Annotated in this window: 18 protein-coding genes; 7 read left to right on the forward strand and 11 right to left on the reverse strand. The window is 63.5% G+C overall.

Annotation, left to right across the window (positions count from 1 at the left end; translation table 11 throughout):
- Positions 1 to 30 precede the first annotated feature (30 nt).
- Positions 31 to 942, forward strand: a complete 912-nt coding sequence (locus CLU86_RS18615) for a LysR family transcriptional regulator ArgP (RefSeq protein ID WP_099742668.1) — start codon at positions 31 to 33, stop codon at positions 940 to 942.
- A 104-nt stretch (positions 943 to 1,046) separates the two neighbouring features.
- The gene (locus tag CLU86_RS18620) at positions 1,047 to 1,661 is read left to right on the forward strand and encodes a TetR/AcrR family transcriptional regulator (RefSeq protein WP_233195101.1); all 615 of its coding nucleotides are present in this window, start codon (positions 1,047 to 1,049) and stop codon (positions 1,659 to 1,661) included.
- A 65-nt stretch (positions 1,662 to 1,726) separates the two neighbouring features.
- Here the strand turns inward: CLU86_RS18620 and CLU86_RS18625 are convergent, their stop codons facing one another.
- The 3 genes from CLU86_RS18625 to CLU86_RS18635 form a co-directional block, all read right to left on the reverse strand.
- Positions 1,727 to 2,149, reverse strand: a complete 423-nt coding sequence (locus CLU86_RS18625; RefSeq protein ID WP_099657400.1) for a universal stress protein — start codon at positions 2,147 to 2,149, stop codon at positions 1,727 to 1,729.
- Positions 2,150 to 2,274: 125 nt separating this feature from the next.
- Positions 2,275 to 3,123, reverse strand: a complete 849-nt coding sequence (locus CLU86_RS18630; RefSeq protein ID WP_099743691.1) for a metallophosphoesterase — start codon at positions 3,121 to 3,123, stop codon at positions 2,275 to 2,277.
- Positions 3,124 to 3,166: 43 nt separating this feature from the next.
- Positions 3,167 to 4,150, reverse strand: a complete 984-nt coding sequence (locus CLU86_RS18635) for a LysR family transcriptional regulator (RefSeq protein WP_099657401.1) — start codon at positions 4,148 to 4,150, stop codon at positions 3,167 to 3,169.
- Between the two features lie 128 nt (positions 4,151 to 4,278).
- Between CLU86_RS18635 and CLU86_RS18640 the strand changes: the two genes are divergently transcribed.
- Positions 4,279 to 4,719 (forward strand): hypothetical protein, encoded by a 441-nt coding sequence (locus CLU86_RS18640; protein WP_099742670.1) that lies wholly within the window; start codon positions 4,279 to 4,281, stop codon positions 4,717 to 4,719.
- A 254-nt stretch (positions 4,720 to 4,973) separates the two neighbouring features.
- Here the strand turns inward: CLU86_RS18640 and CLU86_RS18645 are convergent, their stop codons facing one another.
- The 6 genes from CLU86_RS18645 to CLU86_RS18665 form a co-directional block, all read right to left on the reverse strand.
- On the reverse strand, positions 4,974 to 6,842 hold the full coding sequence (locus tag CLU86_RS18645) for a phosphoenolpyruvate carboxykinase (GTP) (RefSeq protein WP_099742671.1): 1,869 nt from the start codon (positions 6,840 to 6,842) through the stop codon (positions 4,974 to 4,976).
- A gap of 371 nt (positions 6,843 to 7,213) precedes the next feature.
- Positions 7,214 to 7,921: a 7-cyano-7-deazaguanine synthase QueC gene (gene queC, locus CLU86_RS18650; protein WP_099742672.1), complete on the reverse strand. Its 708-nt coding sequence runs from the start codon at positions 7,919 to 7,921 to the stop codon at positions 7,214 to 7,216.
- A 122-nt stretch (positions 7,922 to 8,043) separates the two neighbouring features.
- Positions 8,044 to 8,190: a hypothetical protein gene (locus tag CLU86_RS22950; protein ID WP_199175151.1), complete on the reverse strand. Its 147-nt coding sequence runs from the start codon at positions 8,188 to 8,190 to the stop codon at positions 8,044 to 8,046.
- A gap of 83 nt (positions 8,191 to 8,273) precedes the next feature.
- Positions 8,274 to 9,473: a threonine ammonia-lyase gene (locus CLU86_RS18655; RefSeq protein ID WP_099743692.1), complete on the reverse strand. Its 1,200-nt coding sequence runs from the start codon at positions 9,471 to 9,473 to the stop codon at positions 8,274 to 8,276.
- Between the two features lie 33 nt (positions 9,474 to 9,506).
- Complete coding sequence (locus CLU86_RS18660) at positions 9,507 to 10,100, reverse strand: cytochrome b (RefSeq protein WP_099743693.1); 594 nt, start codon at positions 10,098 to 10,100, stop codon at positions 9,507 to 9,509.
- Between the two features lie 40 nt (positions 10,101 to 10,140).
- A complete protein-coding gene (locus CLU86_RS18665) occupies positions 10,141 to 10,731 on the reverse strand; it encodes a TetR/AcrR family transcriptional regulator (RefSeq protein ID WP_099742673.1) in 591 nt (196 codons plus the stop codon).
- Between the two features lie 200 nt (positions 10,732 to 10,931).
- Here CLU86_RS18665 and CLU86_RS18670 point away from each other — a divergent pair, with 200 nt between their 5' ends.
- The 4 genes from CLU86_RS18670 (at position 10,932) to CLU86_RS18685 (ending at position 16,559) form a co-directional block, all read left to right on the forward strand.
- On the forward strand, positions 10,932 to 12,950 hold the full coding sequence (locus CLU86_RS18670; protein ID WP_099742674.1) for a ribonucleoside triphosphate reductase: 2,019 nt from the start codon (positions 10,932 to 10,934) through the stop codon (positions 12,948 to 12,950).
- Between the two features lie 199 nt (positions 12,951 to 13,149).
- Entirely contained in the window at positions 13,150 to 13,344 is a 195-nt protein-coding gene (gene nrdD / locus CLU86_RS18675) for an anaerobic ribonucleoside-triphosphate reductase (RefSeq protein ID WP_099657406.1), read from the forward strand.
- The gene (locus CLU86_RS18680; protein WP_099742675.1) at positions 13,304 to 14,062 is read left to right on the forward strand and encodes an anaerobic ribonucleoside-triphosphate reductase activating protein; all 759 of its coding nucleotides are present in this window, start codon (positions 13,304 to 13,306) and stop codon (positions 14,060 to 14,062) included. Before nrdD ends, CLU86_RS18680 begins: the two co-directional genes overlap by 41 nt.
- 259 nt (positions 14,063 to 14,321) lie before the next feature.
- A complete protein-coding gene (locus CLU86_RS18685; RefSeq protein ID WP_099742676.1) occupies positions 14,322 to 16,559 on the forward strand; it encodes an NADP-dependent isocitrate dehydrogenase in 2,238 nt (745 codons plus the stop codon).
- Positions 16,560 to 16,690: 131 nt separating this feature from the next.
- On the opposite strand, the gene CLU86_RS18690 is transcribed toward CLU86_RS18685, so the two are convergent.
- Positions 16,691 to 17,557: a hypothetical protein gene (locus CLU86_RS18690; protein WP_099742677.1), complete on the reverse strand. Its 867-nt coding sequence runs from the start codon at positions 17,555 to 17,557 to the stop codon at positions 16,691 to 16,693.
- A 190-nt stretch (positions 17,558 to 17,747) separates the two neighbouring features.
- Complete coding sequence (gene recQ, locus CLU86_RS18695) at positions 17,748 to 19,607, reverse strand: DNA helicase RecQ (RefSeq protein ID WP_099657410.1); 1,860 nt, start codon at positions 19,605 to 19,607, stop codon at positions 17,748 to 17,750.
- Between the last annotated feature and the right edge of the window lie 11 nt (positions 19,608 to 19,618).

The raw sequence follows: 19,618 nt of genomic DNA on the forward strand, positions 1-19,618 counted from the left end.
AGATCGGCCTGCGCAGGCCCTTGCGAGACCATGAGCACTTACGATCCCGCCGCCCTGGAATGCCTTGCCGCCATCGTGGAAGAGGGCGGTTTTGAACGCGCCGCGCAGCGGCTGAATGTGACGCAATCGGCCGTCTCGCAGCGCCTGCGGGCGCTGGAGGCGCAGGTGGGCTCGGTCCTCATCGTGCGCAGCCGCCCGCTCAAGCCGACGTCTGCCGGGCAGTTGCTGCTCAAGCACACCAAGCAACTGCGCCTGCTGCGCGCCGACCTGGAGCGCGACCTGCAGGAGCTGGCCCCCAGCGCCCCCGGCAGCACCCGCGAAGACGAGCGCATCTCCATCGCCATCAATGCCGACAGCATTGCCACCTGGGCCATGGGTGCGCTGCACGACCTGGTGCGCCAGCGCCTGCCGCTCGAAATCATTGCCGATGACCAGGACTTCACGCAGGAATGGCTGCGCTCGGGCCAGGTGCTGGGCTGCGTCACCACGCTCAAGCAGGCGCTGCGCGGCTGCAAGATGGTGCCGCTGGGCGCCATGCACTATGTGGCGGTGGCATCGGCCGAATTTGCCAGCAAGCATCTGCCGCAGGGGCTCACGCCGCACAACTTCCGCGAGGTCTCATTTTTGTCCTTCAACCGCAAGGACGACATGGCTGCCGAGTTTGTGGCCCGTGCGTTCGGCCTCAAGCGCGTGGCACTGAACCACCTGTTTGTGCCCAGCACTGAAGGGCAGATGCGCGCCGTGGCCGCAGGCTGGGGCGTGGGCGTGATGCCCGAGCTGTTGGCGCGTGGCCCCATTGCCGATGGCAGTCTGATCGACCTGGTGCCTGGGCGCTCGCTGCCGATTCAGCTGTATTGGCACTGCTGGAACCTGGAGTCTGAGCTGCTGGATGCGCTGACCGATGCCCTCAAGGCCACGGCCGCACGCACCTTGGTGGCCTGACCGGAGTACGTTTGGGGCATTCGGGCGGCCACACGGCGTGAACGCCGTAGTTGCAAAGCAACTTCTACAGTAGTTTTTTTACCGTAGTGGATAAGATGCGAACCATGTCTTCGCTGCCCACCAAAGTTTCGTTCAAAGAGCAGATGCACCTCGCCCGCGAGGAGGCCATCCTGCAATCGACTTGCCGCCTGCTGGGCGAGAAGGCCTATGACGCCATGACCATGGACGATGTGGCCAACGCCGTCGGCATTGCCAAGGCCAGCCTGTACAAGCACTTCAGCAGCAAAGAGGAGCTGTGCTGTGCCGCCATGGTGCAGATTTTGGAGAGAGTGCGCGCTTACCTTTCTGGCTTGCCAAGCGAGCTTGCACCCATTGAAAAGCTGCGGGCGCTGGTGCGCTGGTCGCTGGAGCGGCTCATCACCAACGAAATGCCGCTGCTGCCCAGCCGCAATTCCAGCCTGCGTGCGGTGCTCATGGCCAACAAGCAGTACCTCAATGGCCTGGTGAACGTGAGCGATCAGATTGGCGAATGGATCACCGAGGCCCAGGCGCAGGGCGTGATCGACCCCAAGCTGCCGCCCCTGGTGGTGCTGTACACCCTGTACGCGCGGGCGTGTGATCCGGTGGTGACCTTCTTGAAGGACGGCGGGCAGTATTCCGACGCCGAGATCGTCGAGCTGGTGGTGCGCACCTGCTTCGATGGGCTGGCCGCACGCTGAGCCGCCCATGAAAAAGCCCCGCTCGGGGCGGGGCTCGTGCCGTACCGTTGAGGGGCTGAGTGGAATCAGCGCACGATCAACAGCGGCACCTTGCAGTGGGCCAGCACCTGCGTGGTGACCGAGCCCACGACCAGCGTGGCCAGGGCGCCGTGACCGTGCGAGCCCATCACCAGCAAGTCGAATTTGCCGCTCTCTGCCACTTTGGCAATGGTCTCGCCCACCGCACCCACTTTGAACATGCACTTGGCTTGCACGCCATGGCGAGCGAGGAACTTGGCCACGGGGGCGGTGACTTTCTCGGCTTCTTCCGTGTGGTAGTTGTCCACCACTTCTTTGCCCAAGGCCGCGCGTGCGCGGGTGGGCAGCGGGGCCTGCACCGTCAGCACGGTGTAGCTGTGGCTTGCGCCCAGCAGGTCTTCGTGGGTGGCCAGGTAGGCCAGCATCTTCTTGGTGTAGGCGCTGCCGTCGACAGCCAGCAAAATGTTCATGGTGTGCTCCAGGTTGGTGTGCTCAGACTAATGCGCGCGAGCGGTTGTTGTCTTGACCTGGGTCATGTTTTTCGTCGTGCGCTGTGAAAGGCGGTTGAACAGGGGTGTTCAGGGGCCTGCGTCGATCATACGGTGACGCACATCTGGGGCTGGAAGGTGGCCTGTTCCCCCTTGCGGGCATAGCCCAGCGGGTTGGCCACCACGCGGCATTGCCAGGGCTGCCCGGTGGCGTCGTGCGTGCCGCGCACGGTGTAGTCGCTGGGCGCGTGCAGGTGGCCGTGCAGCCACAGCTGGGCGTGGGGCAGCAGCCCGTCCAGGGCGTTGCAAAAACCTGCAGTGCCGGGCACCAGCCCATAGCGCGGGTCCGCACTGCGCAGGCTGGGGGCAAAGTGGGTAACGGCCACGGTGGGGCCGTCAAATGGCGCGGTCAGGGCAGAGCGCAGCCATTGCTGGCAAGCCAGGGCCTGCTCGCGCATGGGCTCGGCCAGAAAGGGCTCGCCATGCCGGGTGCCACCGGTCTTGCGCAGGTAGAAATTGGCGGCGCGGTAGGCTTTGTCGCGCAGGCGCAGTTGGCGGGCAAGGTCTTCGGTGCCTTCGTCCTCAGCCAGTGCGTCAAAGTCGCTCCACAGGGTGGTGCCCACAAAGCGCACGCCGCCGAGCACCAGGGTTTCGCGCTCCAGCCAAGCAATGCCCAGCCGCTCGCAGGTGCTGCGCAGGCGTTGGTGGGCTTCGTCAAAGTCTTGGGCGTCGTATTCGTGGTTGCCCGGCACAAACAGCACGGGGGTGGGCCAGGTGCCGCCTGCCGCCTGGGGGGCAAACCGGGCCAGGCCGAAGTCTTCGTCGCTGAGCTGTCCCCCTTGCTGGTACGAGCCGATGTCGCCAGCGAGCACCAGCAGGTCAGCGCCGGGTGCGGGCTCGGGAACAAAGTGGGGGTGCGCCTCCAGGTGCAGATCGGACAGGAGCTGAATCTTCATGCGGGCAGTGTAGATGCCCAAGGGGCGCCCGGGCTGGGTGCGCCTAGTCCGGGAACATGCTGCGGGCCGAGCGCGCCAGGGCGTTGAGCAGCCATTCCATGGCCTTCTCTTGGGGGCCGCGCCGCCGCCACAGTGCATCAACGTGCACAGCGGGCACGTTCAGGGGCAGGGGGCGTTGCACCAGCCGGTCGGCAATGCCGGTCACCGGCACAAAGTGCCGGGGCAGCACGGTGAGCAAGTCCGAGCCCACCACCACCCGGCCCGCTGTGAAGAACTGGTTGACCGTGATGAGCACATGCCGCTTGCGCCCCAACGAGGCCAGGGCTTCGTCGATGAACCCGTAGGGGCGCCCGGAAAAGCTCACCAGCATGTGCCGCGCTGCGCAATACGCATCGAGCGTCAACTCCCCGCTGGCCAGTGGGTGCCCTTGGCGCATCACGCACATGTATTCACCGTCGTACAGGCGCCGGCTGTCGTAGGCCACGGCGCCGCCCGATTGGGCGCGGGCCGTCAGATCCGCCAGGGCGGCCGGAAAGTAGCCCACGGCCATGTCGGCCGACTCTTCGTCCAGCAGGCGGCGTGGGTCGCGGGTGGTGAGGGGCAGCACGCGCACCGAGATGCCCGGTGCCTCGCGCTCGATGATTTGCACCAGCGCGGGGATCAGCGTGGCGGCGGTGGCATCGGCCATGGCCAGCACAAAGGTGGACGTGGCGGTGGACGGCTCGAAGGCGCCCGGGGCCAGGGACTCCTGCAGCAGGGCCAGTGCATCGCGCACGCTGGGCCACAGCGCCAGTGCGCGGGGCGTGGGCTCCACGCCCTGGCCGCTGCGCACCATCAGCTCGTCACCCACCACCTCACGCAAGCGCCGCATGGCGTTGCTGACGGCCGGTTGGGTGATGGAAAGCTTGTGCGCAGCCTTGGTCAGACTGCGCTCGGCCATCACCTCATCGAAGACACGCAGCAGATTCAAATCCAGTGATCGGAAGTTCACTAGCGATGCTTTGGGCGATGTCTTGGGTGAGGTCATGGCTCGATCATCATCAATGTGAATGTAAAGAATTCAAAATATAAATTTGAATAGATAAAGGGTAAACCCTAAGATTCATGCATTCGCCCGGCAATCTCGCCAAAAGCGTTTGAAAAGGGACTTCCAAAATGACCAATTTCGCACACGTCGACTACCCCACCGAACACCTTGGCGTGACCCGCGCCGAAAACGCAGCCGCCTCCATCAAGGACATGGCGTCGCGCTTTGACGGCACCCGCGGTGCTGCCTCTTTGCTGCTGGCCGCAGTGGTTTCCGCCCTGCTGGTCGTGGCCAACCAAGTGATCGACACTTGGAGCGAAGGCCACCTGCTGGCCGCTTGGATGGTGCTGTGGCTCGTGGCCTTTGCCGCCCTGGCCCTCTTGACCATGCCCGCCCGCCGCATGGCTGTGGCCCTGCGCGCCTCGGCCAAGGCCTGGGCTGAAAACCGCGCTCGCAATGCAGAAGACGAGCGTACCTGGCAAGTCGCCCTGAAGGATCCCCGCATCATGGCCGAATTGAACCATGCCATGGGCGTGCCCACTGTGAGCGATATCTGTCGCTACTACTGAGCATCAGGTTACTCCAAGCTGCGGCAGGCCCTGAATAAGCACCAGGGTTGAGCCCAAGATTCAAGCCGTGGACGGTACAACGTCCACGGCTTTTTTCATGCCCGCTCGCACGGCGAGGTGCCGGGCTGTTTGGTTGCATATGCGGTTGCCCGCAGATGCCCACAAAAAAGCCGCCCGGCACAAAGGCGGGGCGGCTGATGGAGGCCTGAGCCCAGCGCGCAAGTGCGCGACAAATGGGCTCAGCCATGTGTCGGTCAGGCCGACAGGCGCTTTTCAATAGCGGCCTTGGTGTCCAGCAGGGCTTGGGGCAGGTGGTAGGCCAGTTGCTCAAAGTGCGTGGTGTGCAGCTTGAGTTCTTCGGTCCACGCGGCCTTGTCAATGCTGGTGACGGTGTTGAACTGCTCAGGCGAAAACTCCAGGCCGGTCCAGTTGATTTCGGCGTACTGCGGGGCCACGCCAAACATGGTTTCCTCGCCCTGGGCCTTGCCTTCAATGCGGTCGATCATCCACTTGAGCACGCGCATGTTCTCGCCATAACCAGGCCACACGAACTTGCCCGCCGCGTCCTTGCGGAACCAGTTGGTGGTGTAGATCTTGGGCTGCTTGCCACCGGCGGCGGTGATCTTGTCGCCCATGTTCAGCCAGTGCTGGAAGTAGTCGCTCATGTTGTAGCCGCAGAAGGGCAGCATGGCGAATGGGTCGCGGCGCACCACGCCTTGCTGGCCAAAGGCAGCGGCAGTGGTTTCCGAACCCATGGTGGCGGCCATGTAGACGCCTTCGGTCCAGCTGCGGGCTTCGGTCACCAGTGGCACGGTGGTGGAGCGGCGGCCGCCGAAGATGAACGCATCGATGGTCACACCGGCTGGGTCGTCCCAGGCCGAGTCAAGGGCTGGGTTGTTGGTGGCAGCCACGGTGAAGCGGGCGTTGGGGTGGGCGGCCTTGGCGCCGGTTTCCTTGGCGATGGCGGGCGTCCAGTCCTTGCCTTGCCAGTCGATCAGGTGATCGGGCAGTTTGCCGGAGTCCTTGTCCATGCCTTCCCACCACACGTCGCCGTCGTCGGTAAGGGCCACGTTCGTGAAGATCACGTCCTTGTCCAGGCTGGCCATGCAGTTGGGGTTGGTGAGCGTGTTGGTGCCGGGGGCCACGCCAAAGTAACCTGCTTCAGGGTTGATGGCGCGCAGGCTGCCGTCGGCCTGGGGCTTGATCCAGGCGATGTCGTCGCCAATGGTGGTGACCTTCCAGCCTTCGAACGCTGTGGGTGGCACCAGCATCGAGAAGTTGGTCTTGCCGCAGGCGCTGGGGAAGGCGGCTGCCACGTGGTACTTCTTGCCTTGGGGGTTGGTCACGCCCAGGATGAGCATGTGCTCTGCCAGCCAGCCTTGGCTCTTGCCCATGGTGGACGCAATGCGCAGGGCCAGGCACTTCTTGCCCAGCAAGGCGTTGCCGCCGTAGCCCGAGCCATAAGACCAGATTTCGCGCGTTTCAGGGTAGTGAACGATGTACTTGACGGTGGGGTTGCAAGGCCAGCTGGTCTTGTCGGTTTCGCCTGCCGCCAGGGGGGCGCCCACGGTGTGCATGCAAGGCACAAATTCGCCATCCACGCCCAGCACGTCGTACACCGCCTTGCCCATGCGGGTCATCAGGCGCTGGTTCACGGCCACGTAGGCGCTGTCGGTCAGTTCGACGCCGATGTGGGCAATGGGGCTGCCCAGCGGGCCCATGCTGAAAGGCACCACGTACATGGTGCGGCCCTTCATGCAGCCGTCAAACAGGGGCTGCAGGGTGGCGCGCATTTGGGCAGGCTCCATCCAGTTGTTGGTGGGGCCTGCATCTTCCTTTTGGGCCGAGCAGATGTAGGTACGGTCTTCCACGCGGGCCACGTCCGAGGGGTCAGAGCAGGCCAGAAAGCTGTCGGGGCGCTTGGCGGGGTTGAGCTTCTTGAAGGTGCCCGCCTTGACCAGTTGCTCGCACAGGCGGTCGTACTCTTCCTTGGAGCCATCGCACCAGAAGATGTTGTCGGGCTTGCACAGAGCAGCCATATCGGCCACCCAGGCCAGCAGGCGTGGGTTCTTGACGTAAGCGGGGGCGTTGAGATTCAGGCCCTGCATGGTGGGTGCGTTCATCGGGAGCTTCCTAAGTTGAAAAACAGTTTTTTCAAAGGAAGCGAACCGTGCGGCTCACGACGACAAAGACCTGGCGCAATTGCGATGCTGAGCGCTGCCTTTGAAAAAACGGCTTGCGGCAAGCGTTGGCAAAGGGAGCGCTGGGCGGGCCACCCCTTGCACAGCGCGGTGCCTGTGCTCAGTCGGCGGGCGAAACAGGTGTGGCTACCCCCACGGTGTGGAGGCGTCTCCACGCATTCCGCGGGTCGGCTGGGATGACGATTTTATGAATCTGTCGCCGTTTTGTCTGTCAGACTCGGGTCAAATCCATGCAAAAATTGCATGGGGTTATGTGGTGATTGTGGAGGCTGTGGGGCCTCGTCCTGGGCCATTCAGGGGGCTTTGCCGGCTGTCCAGCGCTCAAAACCGGCCTTGCGCAGCGCACAGGCGGGGCAGGTGCCGCAGCCGTAACCCCAGGCGTGCCGCTCACCGCGCACGCCGTGGTAGCAGGTGTGCGATTGCTCCAGCACGATGTCCACCAGCGCGTCACCGCCCAGTGCATGGGCCATCTCCCAGGTGTCGGCCTTGTCGATCCACATCAGCGGCGTCTCAAAGGTGAAGCGTTGCCCCATGCCCAGCGAGGTGGCCACTTGCAGGGCCTTGAGCGTGTCGTCACGGCAATCGGGGTAGCCCGAAAAATCCGTCTCGCACATGCCCCCCACCAGCGTGTGCAGACCACGCCGGTAGCCCACGGCCGCTGCCAACTGGAAAAACAGCAGGTTGCGCCCCGGCACGAAGGTGTTGGGCAGGCCGGCCGCAGTCATCTGGATTTCGGTCTCGCTGGTCAGTGCTGTGTCGCTGATGCGGCCCAGCACGCCCAAGTCCAGCATGTGGTCGTCGCCCAGCTTGCCGCGCCATTGCGGGAACTGCGCGCGCATGGCCTCCAGCACGGCGTGGCGTGCCTGCAGCTCGATGTGGTGGCGCTGGCCATAGTCGAAGCCGATGGTCTCGACATGGGCAAAGTGGCTCAGCGCCCAGGCCAGGCAGGTGGTGGAGTCTTGCCCACCAGAAAACAAAACGAGTGCGTTGCCGCTGCGCATGGGTGGATTCCTTGCAAAAAATGGGTGAAGTCGGGGCCGTGTTCAAGGTGGGTCAGCGCGTGGCGCCAAACGAAAAAAAGCCCCGCAGTGCGGGGCTTTTGCTCTGGGGCGCAGGGGGCGCCTCAGGCCATTTTGACGGCAATGAAGGCCAACAGGAACATGATGACACCGCCCATGACGGGCAGCACTACGGGCATGAAGGAGACCACGTTTTCCACGGGGTCAGACGATGGCTCGGAAGTGGTGTGCGAGGGGCTGTGGTCCGACATGGTGATGGCTCCAGTGCTGAATGTTGGCGCGATTCTAGCGGTTCCCGTGCGTTTTCGTCTGCGGGTCTTTACGGGTCAGGCGCTCACATCAGGGCCGCTTCCATGCCCGCGGCCCGCAGTTGCTGCAGCACCTGCTCGACATGGCTTTTGCTGCGGGTTTGCAGCACCAGTTCAATGTCCACGTTTTGTGCGGCCAGCATGGTGAAGGCGCGCTGGTGGTGCACCTCTTCGATGTTGGCGCCCGCGTCGGCCACCGTGGCGGTGATGCGTGCCAGCACGCCGGGTATATCGCGTGCGCTGACCTGGATGCGTGCCAGGCGGCCCGAGCGCACCATGCCGCGCTCGATGATGGCGGCCAGCAGCAGCGGGTCGATGTTGCCGCCGCACAGCACCAGGCCCACGCGCTTGCCCTTGAAGCGCTCGGGGTAGCGCACCAGCGCGGCCAGGCCTGCAGCGCCAGCGCCTTCGACCAGCGTCTTTTCAATCTCCAGCAGCATCAGCACGGCTTGCTCGATATCGCCTTCGTCCACCAGCACCAGGTCGTCTACCAGGCGCTTGATGATCTCTTGTGTGATCTTGCCCGGCGTGCCCACGGCAATGCCCTCGGCAATGGTCGATGTGCCCTGTGGGTGGTGCGTGCCCTGGATGGCATTGACCATGGCTGGGAAGCGCTGGGTTTGCACGCCAATGATTTCGATACCGGGTTTGAGTGCCTTGGCCGCTGTGGCCACGCCCGAGATCAGGCCGCCACCGCCCACGGCAATCACCAGCGTGTCCAGGTCGGGCACGGCTTGCAGCATCTCCAGCCCCAGCGTGCCCTGGCCTGCGGCCACGCCCTCGTCGTCATAGGGGTGCACAAAGGTCAGCTGTTGCGCATCGGCCAGCGCATAGGCGTGTGCTCGGGCTTCCTCCAGTGTGTCGCCGTGCAACACCATTTCGGCGCCAAAGCCTCGGGTGCGTTCCACCTTCACACCGGGGGTGAAGCGTGGCATCACGATCACCGCGCGCAGGCCCAGGCGCTGCGCGTGGTAGGCCACGCCCTGGGCATGGTTGCCCGCACTCATGGCCACCACGCCGCGTGCGCGCTCCTCATCGGTGAGCAGCGCCAGCCGGTTGCAGGCGCCACGCTCCTTGAACGATGCGGTGAACTGCAGGTTCTCGAACTTGAGAAACACCTGCGCTCCGACGATGTGAGAAAGCGTCTTGGATTCAACGCAAGGGGTGTCCAGCACCTGGCCTTGTAGGCGGGTGGCGGCGTCACGGATGTCTTGGAGGGTCAGCATGGGTGCCATTGTGGCGCACCGGGGCTGGTGGTGTCACTTGGGCTGCGGTCCACCGCCAGGCCACATCCGCTGCAGCACGCCGTCGCGCCGCACCCAGTGGTGGTACAGCGCTGCAGCCACATGCAGTGCGACGACGCCCCAGGCCACAAACTTGCCCAGGAAGTGGTGGACGGCATCCACCGGCGCTTCAAACTCATCCCAACTGAGGTGAAAGGACTCGCTGATCCATGCAAAGGCCGCAGTCTCGTTGAAGCCGGTCACGGTGAACAGGCCGAAGTCCGTGGGCGCGCCCGTGCCGATGTAGCCAGTCACCGGCATCGCGATCAGCAGGCCATACAGCCCGATGTGGGCGGCATGCGCCAGTGCGTGCTCCCACGCCGGGCCGGGGGGCTGCGCAGGCTGCACAGCCCGCAGGCGCCACAGCAGGCGGGGGACGACCACAAACCCCACCAGCAGGCCCAGCACCCAGTGAATGTTGAGCACGGGCAGGGACTCCGGCGAGGTGTCGTCCATGAACCAGATGACGTAGTACACGACCACGTATGCGCCGATGAAAGCGGCTGCGCTGGTCCAGTGAAAGAGCTGGGCGATGGCGCCGAAACGGTGGGTGGAGTTGTTCCACTGCATAAAGTTTTTGAATGGGTAGGCTGGGGTCAAACGGTGGTGGTCAGGCACGAAGCCCATTGAGCAGGCGGTCCAGCCCGTCCAGGGCTTGGGCCAGCTTGATGGAGGGATCGTCATCTGGCTCGGCGATCCAAAAGGAGGCTTCGGTGACAGCGCCGTACAGCATGCGTGCCGTCACGCCAGCGTGATGCCGCGCCACAGTGCCTTCTTCCATCAGCTGCTCCAAGGACGCTTCCAGTGCTGCAATGCCTACGGACTGGGCGGCCTGGGGCACATCCCCCAACACGGCCCTTGCGTCCTGCAGGATGATGCGGCGGATTTCGGGCTCCAGCGCCAGCTCCAGATAGGTGTGGCAGCGTTGGCAAAAGCCTTCCCAGAGGGTCGGCGCGGCCTGCGATACCGCGTCCAGCTGGGTGCCCACCTCGGCCTCGATCTGCTCAATCACGGCCACCAGCAAGCCCTCCTTGCCGCCAAAGTGGTGGTACAGCGCCCCCCGTGTAAGGCCTGCTTCGCCCGTGAGGTCGTCCATGGACGTGTGTGCGTAGCCCTGTGCGGCGAAGGCGTGCCGTGCCGTGGCCACCAGTTTGGCCCGGGTCTCTTCCATCATTTCCGCCCGTGTGCGGCGCTGCGACATGCGCTCCTCCTTTGACATACGCTGCGTATGTTAATTGGCATACGCAGCGTATGTCAATGTCTTGAGGCGCGTCACGCTGGGCTGCGGATTGCGTGGTTGCGTCATCGCCCGTTGCGCTTCATCAAACTACCTATAGCGTTTCGTGGGTATCGTTGACGCTATAGGTAGTGTTTTAAACCCTCGTTGGATTGTGAGAACCCATGGCGTCCACCCTCGTCACTTTGCCCCGCGAAGTTGTTTTGCGCAGCGGCCAGCGCGCTCCTTTTGATGCGGAGCGCATTCGCGCTGCGCTGGCCAGTGCGGGCCTGGCCTCGGGTGAATATGGCGCTGAAGAAGCCGCGTTGCTCACCGCGCAGGTCACTAAGGTGCTGATCCACCGCTTTCACGGCGAAGCCCCCACGGTGGAGCAGATCCAGGACGTGGCCGAGCAAACGCTCATCGCCGCCAACCATCTCGCCACGGCGCGCGCCTACATCGTCTACCGCGAGCAGCACGCCACGCTGCGCGCGGAAAAGCAGACGCTGGTCGATGTGGAAAGCTCCATCAACGAATACCTCACGCGTGCCGACTGGCGCGTGAACGCCAACGCCAACCAGGGCTACTCGCTGGGCGGGCTGATCCTGAACGTGGGGGGCAAGGTCACGGCCAACTACTGGCTGTCGCACGTCTACACGCCCGAGATCGGCGAGGCGCACCGCAATGGCGATATCCACATCCACGACCTTGACATGCTCAGCGGCTACTGCGCGGGCTGGTCGCTGCGCACGCTGCTGCACGAGGGGCTCAACGGCGTGCCCGGCAAGGTGGAGGCGGGGCCACCCAAACACATGAGTTCGGCTGTGGGGCAGATCGTGAACTTTCTGGGCACGCTGCAGAACGAGTGGGCGGGTGCGCAGGCGTTCTCGTCGTTCGATACCTACATGGCACCGTTTGTGCGCATCGATGCCATGGACTACGCCGCCGTGCGCCAGTGCATCCAGGAGCTGGTTTACAACCTCAACGTGCCCTCGCGCTGGGGCACGCAGACGCCGTTCACCAACCTCACCTTCGACTGGACCTGCCCCGAAGACCTGCGCGAGCAGGTGCCCGTGATCGCTGGCAAAGAGATGCCCTTGGCGTACGGTGACTTGCAGGTGGAGATGGACCTCATCAACCGCGCCTACATCGACGTGATGACCACGGGCGATGCCAAGGGTCGGGTGTTTACCTTTCCCATCCCCACGTACAACATCACCAAGGACTTTCCGTGGGATAGCGAGAACGCGCAGCTGCTGTTTGACATGACGGCCAAGTACGGCCTGCCGTACTTCCAGAACTTCATCAACTCCGAGCTGGAGCCCAACATGGTGCGCTCCATGTGCTGCCGCCTGCAGCTCGATCTGCGCGAGCTCTTGAAGCGCGGCAACGGCCTGTTCGGCAGCGCCGAGCAGACCGGCAGCCTGGGCGTGGTCACTATCAATTGCGCACGCCTGGGCTACCAGCACGCGGGCGACGAGGCGGGCTTGTTTGGTGCGCTCGACCGCTTGATGGAGCTGGGCAAACAAAGCCTGGAGACCAAGCGCAAGCTCATCCAGCGCCTTATGGACCAGGGCCTGTTTCCCTACACCAAGCGCTACCTGGGCACCTTGCGCAACCACTTTTCCACGCTGGGCGTGAACGGCATCAACGAGATGGTGCGCAACTTCACACACGGCCGTGAAGACATCACCAGCGAAGGGGGCCATCGCCTGGCCCTGCGCCTGCTCGACCACGTGCGCGAGCGCATGACGCAATTCCAGGAAGAAACCGGCCACCTCTACAACCTGGAGGCCACACCCGCCGAAGGCACGACCTACCGCTTTGCCAAGGAAGACAAAAAGCGCTGGCCCGGCATCCTGCAGGCGGGCACGGCCGAGCAGCCGTACTACACCAACTCCTCGCAGCTGCCCGTGGGCTTCACGGACGATCCGTTCGAGGCCCTGATGCGGCAAGAGGCGCTGCAGTCCAAATACACCGGCGGCACCGTGCTGCACCTGTACATGGGCGAGCGTGTCTCCAGCGGCGCGGCCTGCCGCGAGCTGGTGAAACGGGCGCTGACGAACTTTCGCCTGCCCTACATCACCATCACGCCCACGTTCTCCATCTGCCCCACGCACGGCTATCTGGCGGGCGAACACCCGTTTTGCCCGCGCTGCGATGAAGAGCGGCTGGCCGCCAAGCGTGCGGCCCTGGCGGCCTGAAGCGGTGCAGGGCAGTTGTGAATAAAAAGTGCCTCCAACGCCCAATATAAAAGCGCGAACAGCTATTAAATGCATAGCAATTTGAAATGCACTGGTGATAGCTGCAGCACCCCATCGGCCCTGGGCCGATACCCCCGGGGCCGCAGGCCACAACGGTGGCCCCTTTTGTCCTTCCTCCCCTTTTTCGGAGATCCATCCCATGACCCATTTCTCATCCACCGAACACACTGCCGTGGCCAGCGCTGCCGTGCAACTGACCGACGCCGAGCGCCAGCCTTGCGAGGTGTGGACCCGCGTGATGGGCTACCACCGCCCGGTGGCCAGCTTCAACGTGGGCAAGCAGGGCGAACACCATGAGCGCCAGTTCTTCAACGAATCGCGCTGCTGTGGCTGATGCGGCAGGCGCAGCCCCACTGGCCTGGCCGGGCGGGCTGCGCGTGGGCGGCCTCACGCCGCTCACCACCATCGACTTTCCAGGCCGCTTGGCGGCGGTGGTGTATTGCCAGGGCTGCCCCTGGCGCTGCGGCTATTGCCATAACCCTGAGCTGCTGGACGCCACGGTGCCCGCAGCCACCCCATGGCCCGAGGTGCTGGCCTTTTTGGGCAAGCGCCGGGGGTTGATCGATGGCGTGGTCTTTTCAGGCGGCGAGCCCACGCTGCAAACGGGCCTGCCCGCCGCCCTGGCCGAGGTGCGCGCCATGGGCTTTGCCACGGCCCTGCACACCGGCGGCATGTACCCCGAACGCCTGGCCGCCGTGCTGCCCCTGCTTGATTGGGTGGGGCTCGACATCAAAGGGCCCGAGCACCGCTACGAGGCCATCACCGGCGTGCCCGGCAGCGGCGCGCGTGCCTGGCAGTCGCTGGCGCTGCTGCAGGCCCATGCGGTGGCTTTTGAATGCCGCACCACCTGGCACGAGGGCCTCTTCAGCCCACAAGAGCTGCAGACGCTGGGCGATACCCTGGCCGATGCCGGTGTGCGCCACTGGGCCGTGCAGGTCTGCCGAAAAGGGCCTGGCGTGCCCCTGGCTGCGGGTGCCGACATCGAGGCGCCGGTGGGAGCCAGAATCCCGCGCTTCGAGGTCCGGGGGGCCGAGAAAACCCTTGGTCGGTAAAAAAAATCGCGCCAAAAGGCCTAATTTTTTGCATCATGAAAATGCATTGCAAAAAATGGCAATTTCGACAGGCCGACGCAAGCAGAATCGGCGACCATCTGAGATGGCTTGCGCAAAACAGGGCCCAGGCATACGGTTCACCCCCGGGTGAATTCCGTTTTTGCGGCCCGATTTGTGTGAGTCTTATCTGAATTTGACCGTGGTCGCCGGGCGCAATCCCAGCCGGTGGCTTTTCCACTCCTGTTCCTTGAGACAAGTCATGAGTACCCAGCAACCCTCCATCATCTACACCTTGACAGACGAAGCGCCACGCTTGGCGACGGCGTCGTTCCTGCCCATCATCCGCAGCTTCGCGGCTCCGGCGGGCATCAACGTGACAGAGAGCGACATCTCTGTGGCGGCACGGGTGCTGGGTGAGTTTCCTGAGTTCCTGAAAGAAGAACAGCGCGCGCCCAACACGCTGGCCGAGCTCGGCAAGAAGACACTGCAGGCCGATGCCAACATCATCAAGCTGCCCAACATCAGCGCCTCGGTGGGCCAGCTGCAAGCCGCCATCAAGGAGCTGCAAGGCAAGGGCTACGCCTTGCCCGACTACCCTGAAGCCCCCAGCACTGACGAAGAAAAGGCCATCCGCGCCCGCTACGCCAAGTGCATCGGCAGCGCCGTGAACCCTGTGCTGCGCGAAGGCAACTCGGACCGCCGCGCCCCCAAGGCCGTCAAGGAATACGCCCGCAAGAACCCCCACAGCATGGCCGAATGGAGCCAGGCATCGCAGTCGCACGTGTCGCACATGCACCATGGCGACTTCTATCACGGCGAAAAGTCCCTGACCCTGGACCGCGCCCGTGAAGTGAAGATGGAGCTGATCACCAAGAGCGGCAAGACCATCTTGCTCAAGCCCAAGGTCTCGCTGCTCGACCGCGAAATCATCGACAGCATGTTCATGAGCAAGAAGGCCTTGCTCGAGTTCTACGAAAAAGAAATCGAAGACGCCCGCAAGACCGGCGTGATGTTCTCGCTGCACGTCAAGGCCACCATGATGAAGGTCTCGCACCCCATCGTGTTCGGCCACTGCGTCAAGATCTTCTACAAGGAAGCCTTTGAAAAACACGGCGCCCTGTTCAAGGAACTGGGCGTGAACGTGAACAACGGTATGGCCGACCTGTACGGCAAGATCGCCACGCTGCCCCAGTCCAAGCAAGACGAAATCAAGCGCGACCTGCACGCTTGCCACGAGCACCGCCCCGAGCTGGCCATGGTCGACTCGGCCAAGGGCATCACCAACTTCCACTCGCCCAACGACATCATCGTGGACGCCTCCATGCCCGCCATGATCCGCAACGGCGGCAAGATGTGGGATGCCAACGGCCGCCTCAAGGACGTGAAGGCCGTGATGCCCGAATCGACCTTCGCCCGCATCTACCAGGAAATCATCAATTTCTGCAAGTGGCACGGCGCGTTCGATCCCAAGACCATGGGCACCGTGCCCAACGTGGGCCTGATGGCCCAGCAAGCCGAAGAGTACGGCTCGCACGACAAGACGTTTGAGATCACCGAAGACGGCGTGGCCAACATCACCGACCTGGCCACCGGCGAAGTGCTGCTGAGCCAGAACGTGGAAGCAGGCGACATCTGGCGCATGTGCCAGGTCAAGGACGCAGCCATCCGCGACTGGGTCAAGCTGGCCGTGAACCGCGCCCGCAACTCCGGCATGCCTGTGGTGTTCTGGCTCGACTCGTACCGCCCGCACGAAGCGCAGCTCATCACCAAGGTCAAGATGTACCTGCACGAGCACGACACCACCGGCCTCGATATCCAGATCATGAGCCAGGTGCGTGCGATGCGCTACACGCTCGAGCGCGTGATCCGTGGCCTGGACACCATCAGCGCCACCGGCAACATCCTGCGCGACTACCTGACCGACCTGTTCCCCATCATGGAACTGGGCACCTCGGCCAAGATGCTGTCCATCGTGCCTTTGATGGCTGGCGGCGGCATGTACGAAACCGGCGCGGGCGGCTCGGCCCCCAAGCATGTGCAGCAACTGGTGGAAGAAAACCACCTGCGCTGGGATTCGCTGGGCGAGTTCCTGGCCCTGGCCGTGTCGCTGGAAGACCTGGGCCTGAAGACCGGCAACGCCAAGGCCAAAGTGCTGTCCAAAACGCTGGATGCCGCTACTGGCAAGCTGCTGGACAACAACAAAAACCCCAGCCCCAAGACCGGCCAGCTCGACAACCGTGGCAGCCAGTTCTACCTGGCCCTGTACTGGGCCCAGGCCCTGGCCGCGCAGACCGACGACGCCGACCTGGCCAAGCTGTTTGCCCCTCTGGCCAAGCAACTGACCGACAACGAGCAAAAGATCGTGGACGAGCTCAACGCCGTGCAAGGCAAGCCCGTGGACATCGGTGGTTACTACCTGCCTGATGTGGCCAAGCTGGACGCGATCATGCGTCCTAGTCAGACGTTCAACGATGCGTTGAAGGCGGCGCTGGCGTAATCTCGCCCATGTGCCACCGCCCTGGCGCCGTGCCAGGGCAAAAAAAAGAGACTGCCATAGGCAGTCTCTTTTTCATTGGCTGATCAAGTCTTTGGATCGAATGCAAGCTTTGAACAGACTTCAGCGCAGGTTTACGGTGCCAGCCCTTGGGTGGCTAAAAGCTCCAACGCTTGCCCCAATGCGGCAGGTGATGCAGCCTGGCTTTCTGTGCCATCACCGCTTTCCTCGCTTTTTATGGTCAGTCCGGTACCTACACCCCGTGGGTCGGTGAGACGCCGCACCACCAAAAGTTGCTGGCTGCTGGAGTTGGCTGCGGATGAGTAGCCTTCGCCCTCGTTCACGCTGTACTGCAGTACGTACCCTCGCTGCAATGCTCCGCTGCTATTTATCCATACGCATACGACATTGCCTGCGAGGGTGCCGCGGATTTGGTGCTCACAGCCAAATAGGTTGTTGGCGCTGGCCATCAGACCATTGCCATTGGCTGTAGCAGCCTGCGCCTGGGTCAAGTCGACCACATCCGTGGACACAACGCCGCTGCCAATGGAGTTGAATACCCACAAGCCCCGCAGGCTAGAGGCTTGAGCGGGGTAACCAAACTGAAAGCGTGAAATGGCTTTTTCCGTTTCATTGGGAAACTGCACAAAACCCGTGGTGCCAGAGGTGAAGCGGATGGTCATGTTGCCAGCGCTGCCTGCCTCCACTCCAGAGCGGGCATTGCTGCCGAAGAACCGTCCGCCGGTGTAGCGCACCAGGGGGGCCGTCGCGGCGTTGTTCACCACCTTGCCTACAGCCAAGTAGAACGTAGGCTGGCTATTGGCCTCGTACGCATACATCTGCATCAGCAGTGTGTCGTTTTGTACATCCATCGCCAAGCCACGCCCCGGCTTGCCGTCCACCTCCGAAGTCACCACCCAGGTCCCTGCCTGGGGCATGAACGCATAGGCCATACCGGCGCTGCACAGCAGTGCTGCGGTCATCAATTTCTTCTTCCACATGTGCAAAGCTCTCCCTCAAAACGGTTGGAATGAATGTTTACAAAACTTCACACCTTACCCGTTTTTGCACACATCCGTGAGAAATTGTTAACCGACCGATGCTGTGTCTCAACTCGCCTCTGATTGGCCTTGCTTCGTTCAATCACTTCGCCGTTGTACACAGGCTCCATGCAAGGCTTTGAGCAGATTCTTAGCTGCCAGCGCACACCCGCAGCACCTCTGCCCCATACGCTTCCAGCTTTTTGGCACCCATGCCGCTGATGCCCTGAAGGTCCTCCAGTGTGGTGGGGCTGCGCTCTGCAATGGCTGCCAGCGTGGCGTCGTGGAAGATGACGTAAGCGGGCAGGTTGTGCTCGCGGGCCACCTCGGCGCGCCAGGCTTTGAGGTTGATGAAGCGCACCTGCGCATCCGGCCCCAGGTTGGCGGCGGCAGCCGGGGGGGCGCTGGCCTTGCGCGTGCGTTTGGCGGGGGCGGAGGACACCGATTCGCGCAGCTGCACCGGCACCTCGCCCTTGAGCACCGCGCGTGAGCCTTCGGTGAGGCACAGCGTGTCAAAGCTGTGGCCGCTGTCCAGCATCACCTTTTGCAAGCCCACCGCACCGGTGGCGATGAGCTGGCGCAGCACGCCGCGCAGCTGCGGCTCGGTCAGGTCGGCGCCGATGCCAAAGGTGGAAATCTTCTCATGCCCAAACTGCGCGACCTTCTCGGTCTTCTTGCCGCGCAGGATGTCCATGATGTGGCCAGTGCCAAAACTGATGCCGCTGGCCTGGTGCACGCGGTAGATGGTGGACAGCAGCTTGCGCGCAGCATCGGTGGCATCCCACACAGCAGGCGGGTTCAGGCAGTTATCGCAATTGCCACAGGGCGTGGACTCCTCTCCAAAGTAGGCCAGCAGCCGCACGCGGCGGCAGTCGGTGGCCTCGGCCAGGGCCAGCAGGGCATCGAGTTTGCCGCGCAGTGCCTGTTTGAACTCCTCGCCCGCCGGGCTCTCGTCGATCATGCGGCGCTGGTTCACCACGTCTTGCAGGCCATAGGCCATCCAGGCGTCGGCGTTCAGTCCATCGCGGCCAGCGCGGCCCGTCTCCTGGTAGTAGCCCTCGATGTTCTTGGGCATGTCCACATGCCCCACAAAGCGCACGTCGGGCTTGTCGATGCCCATGCCGAACGCGATGGTTGCCACCATCACCACGCCTTCCTCGCGCAAAAAGCGGTCCTGATGCCGCTGGCGCACCTTGGCGTCCAAGCCCGCGTGGTAGGGCAGGGCGTTGATGCCTGCGTCGCTCAGCGTGGCGGCCAGCTCTTCCACCCGTTTGCGCGACTGGCAGTACACCACGCCCGCATCCCCAGCGTGCTCGCGCTCGATGAAGCGCAGCAGTTGCGTAGTGGCGTCCTTTTTCTCGACGATGGTGTAACGGATGTTGGGACGGTCAAAGCTGCTGATGAACAGGCGCGCGTCCTGCAGTTGCAGCCGCTCGATGATGTCTTCGCGCGTGAGGGCATCGGCCGTGGCCGTCAGGGCAATGCGCGGCACCTGCGGATAGCGCTCGTGCAGCAGCGACAGTGCCCGGTATTCAGGCCGGAAGTCGTGCCCCCATTGGCTTACGCAATGCGCTTCGTCAATCGCAAAAAGCGACAGGTGCCCGCCTTGGTACAGGCTGTCGAGCAAACCCAGAAAGCGCGGTGTATTGAGCCGCTCGGGCGCGGCATACAGCAGCGTGATGTCACCGGTTTGCAGGCGCAGCTCAATGTCCTGCGTCTCGTCGTAGCTCAGCGTGGAGTTGAGAAACGCCGCGCTCACCCCCGCCTCGTGCAGCGCCCCCACCTGGTCGTGCATCAGCGCGATCAGCGGCGACACCACAATCGTCACCCCACGCCCCTGCTGCTGGCGCACGATGGCGGGCACCTGGTAGCACAGGCTTTTGCCTCCCCCGGTGGGCATCAGCACCAGCGCATCGCTGCCGCCAATCACATGCTCAACGATGGCCTGCTGGGGGCCTCGGAACTGTTCGTAACCGAAGACGCTTTGTAGTACGGACTGTGCGGGGGACAAACTCAAAGACT

The organism is Acidovorax sp. 62 (assembly GCF_002754495.1).
Classification (GTDB): Bacteria; Pseudomonadota; Gammaproteobacteria; order Burkholderiales; family Burkholderiaceae_C; genus Acidovorax.

Excerpts from the sequence above, each read along its gene's own strand:
- CLU86_RS18640 (WP_099742670.1), top strand. The coding sequence starts at position 4,279 with ATGACCAATTTCGCACACGTCGACTACCCCACCGAACACCTTGGCGTG.
- CLU86_RS18630 (WP_099743691.1), bottom strand. The coding sequence starts at position 3,123 with ATGAAGATTCAGCTCCTGTCCGATCTGCACCTGGAGGCGCACCCCCAC.
- CLU86_RS18660 (WP_099743693.1), bottom strand. The coding sequence starts at position 10,100 with ATGCAGTGGAACAACTCCACCCACCGTTTCGGCGCCATCGCCCAGCTC.
- CLU86_RS18670 (WP_099742674.1), top strand. The coding sequence starts at position 10,932 with ATGGCGTCCACCCTCGTCACTTTGCCCCGCGAAGTTGTTTTGCGCAGC.
- CLU86_RS18635 (WP_099657401.1), bottom strand. The coding sequence starts at position 4,150 with ATGACCTCACCCAAGACATCGCCCAAAGCATCGCTAGTGAACTTCCGA.
- CLU86_RS18645 (WP_099742671.1), bottom strand. The coding sequence starts at position 6,842 with ATGAACGCACCCACCATGCAGGGCCTGAATCTCAACGCCCCCGCTTAC.
- CLU86_RS18615 (WP_099742668.1), top strand. The coding sequence starts at position 31 with ATGAGCACTTACGATCCCGCCGCCCTGGAATGCCTTGCCGCCATCGTG.
- CLU86_RS18665 (WP_099742673.1), bottom strand. The coding sequence starts at position 10,731 with ATGTCGCAGCGCCGCACACGGGCGGAAATGATGGAAGAGACCCGGGCC.
- CLU86_RS18620 (WP_233195101.1), top strand. The coding sequence starts at position 1,047 with ATGTCTTCGCTGCCCACCAAAGTTTCGTTCAAAGAGCAGATGCACCTC.
- CLU86_RS18625 (WP_099657400.1), bottom strand. The coding sequence starts at position 2,149 with ATGAACATTTTGCTGGCTGTCGACGGCAGCGCCTACACCAAGAAGATG.
- CLU86_RS22950 (WP_199175151.1), bottom strand. The coding sequence starts at position 8,190 with ATGTCGGACCACAGCCCCTCGCACACCACTTCCGAGCCATCGTCTGAC.
- CLU86_RS18685 (WP_099742676.1), top strand. The coding sequence starts at position 14,322 with ATGAGTACCCAGCAACCCTCCATCATCTACACCTTGACAGACGAAGCG.
- nrdD (WP_099657406.1), top strand. The coding sequence starts at position 13,150 with ATGACCCATTTCTCATCCACCGAACACACTGCCGTGGCCAGCGCTGCC.
- queC (WP_099742672.1), bottom strand. The coding sequence starts at position 7,921 with ATGCGCAGCGGCAACGCACTCGTTTTGTTTTCTGGTGGGCAAGACTCC.
- CLU86_RS18655 (WP_099743692.1), bottom strand. The coding sequence starts at position 9,473 with ATGCTGACCCTCCAAGACATCCGTGACGCCGCCACCCGCCTACAAGGC.
- CLU86_RS18690 (WP_099742677.1), bottom strand. The coding sequence starts at position 17,557 with ATGTGGAAGAAGAAATTGATGACCGCAGCACTGCTGTGCAGCGCCGGT.
- CLU86_RS18680 (WP_099742675.1), top strand. The coding sequence starts at position 13,304 with ATGAGCGCCAGTTCTTCAACGAATCGCGCTGCTGTGGCTGATGCGGCA.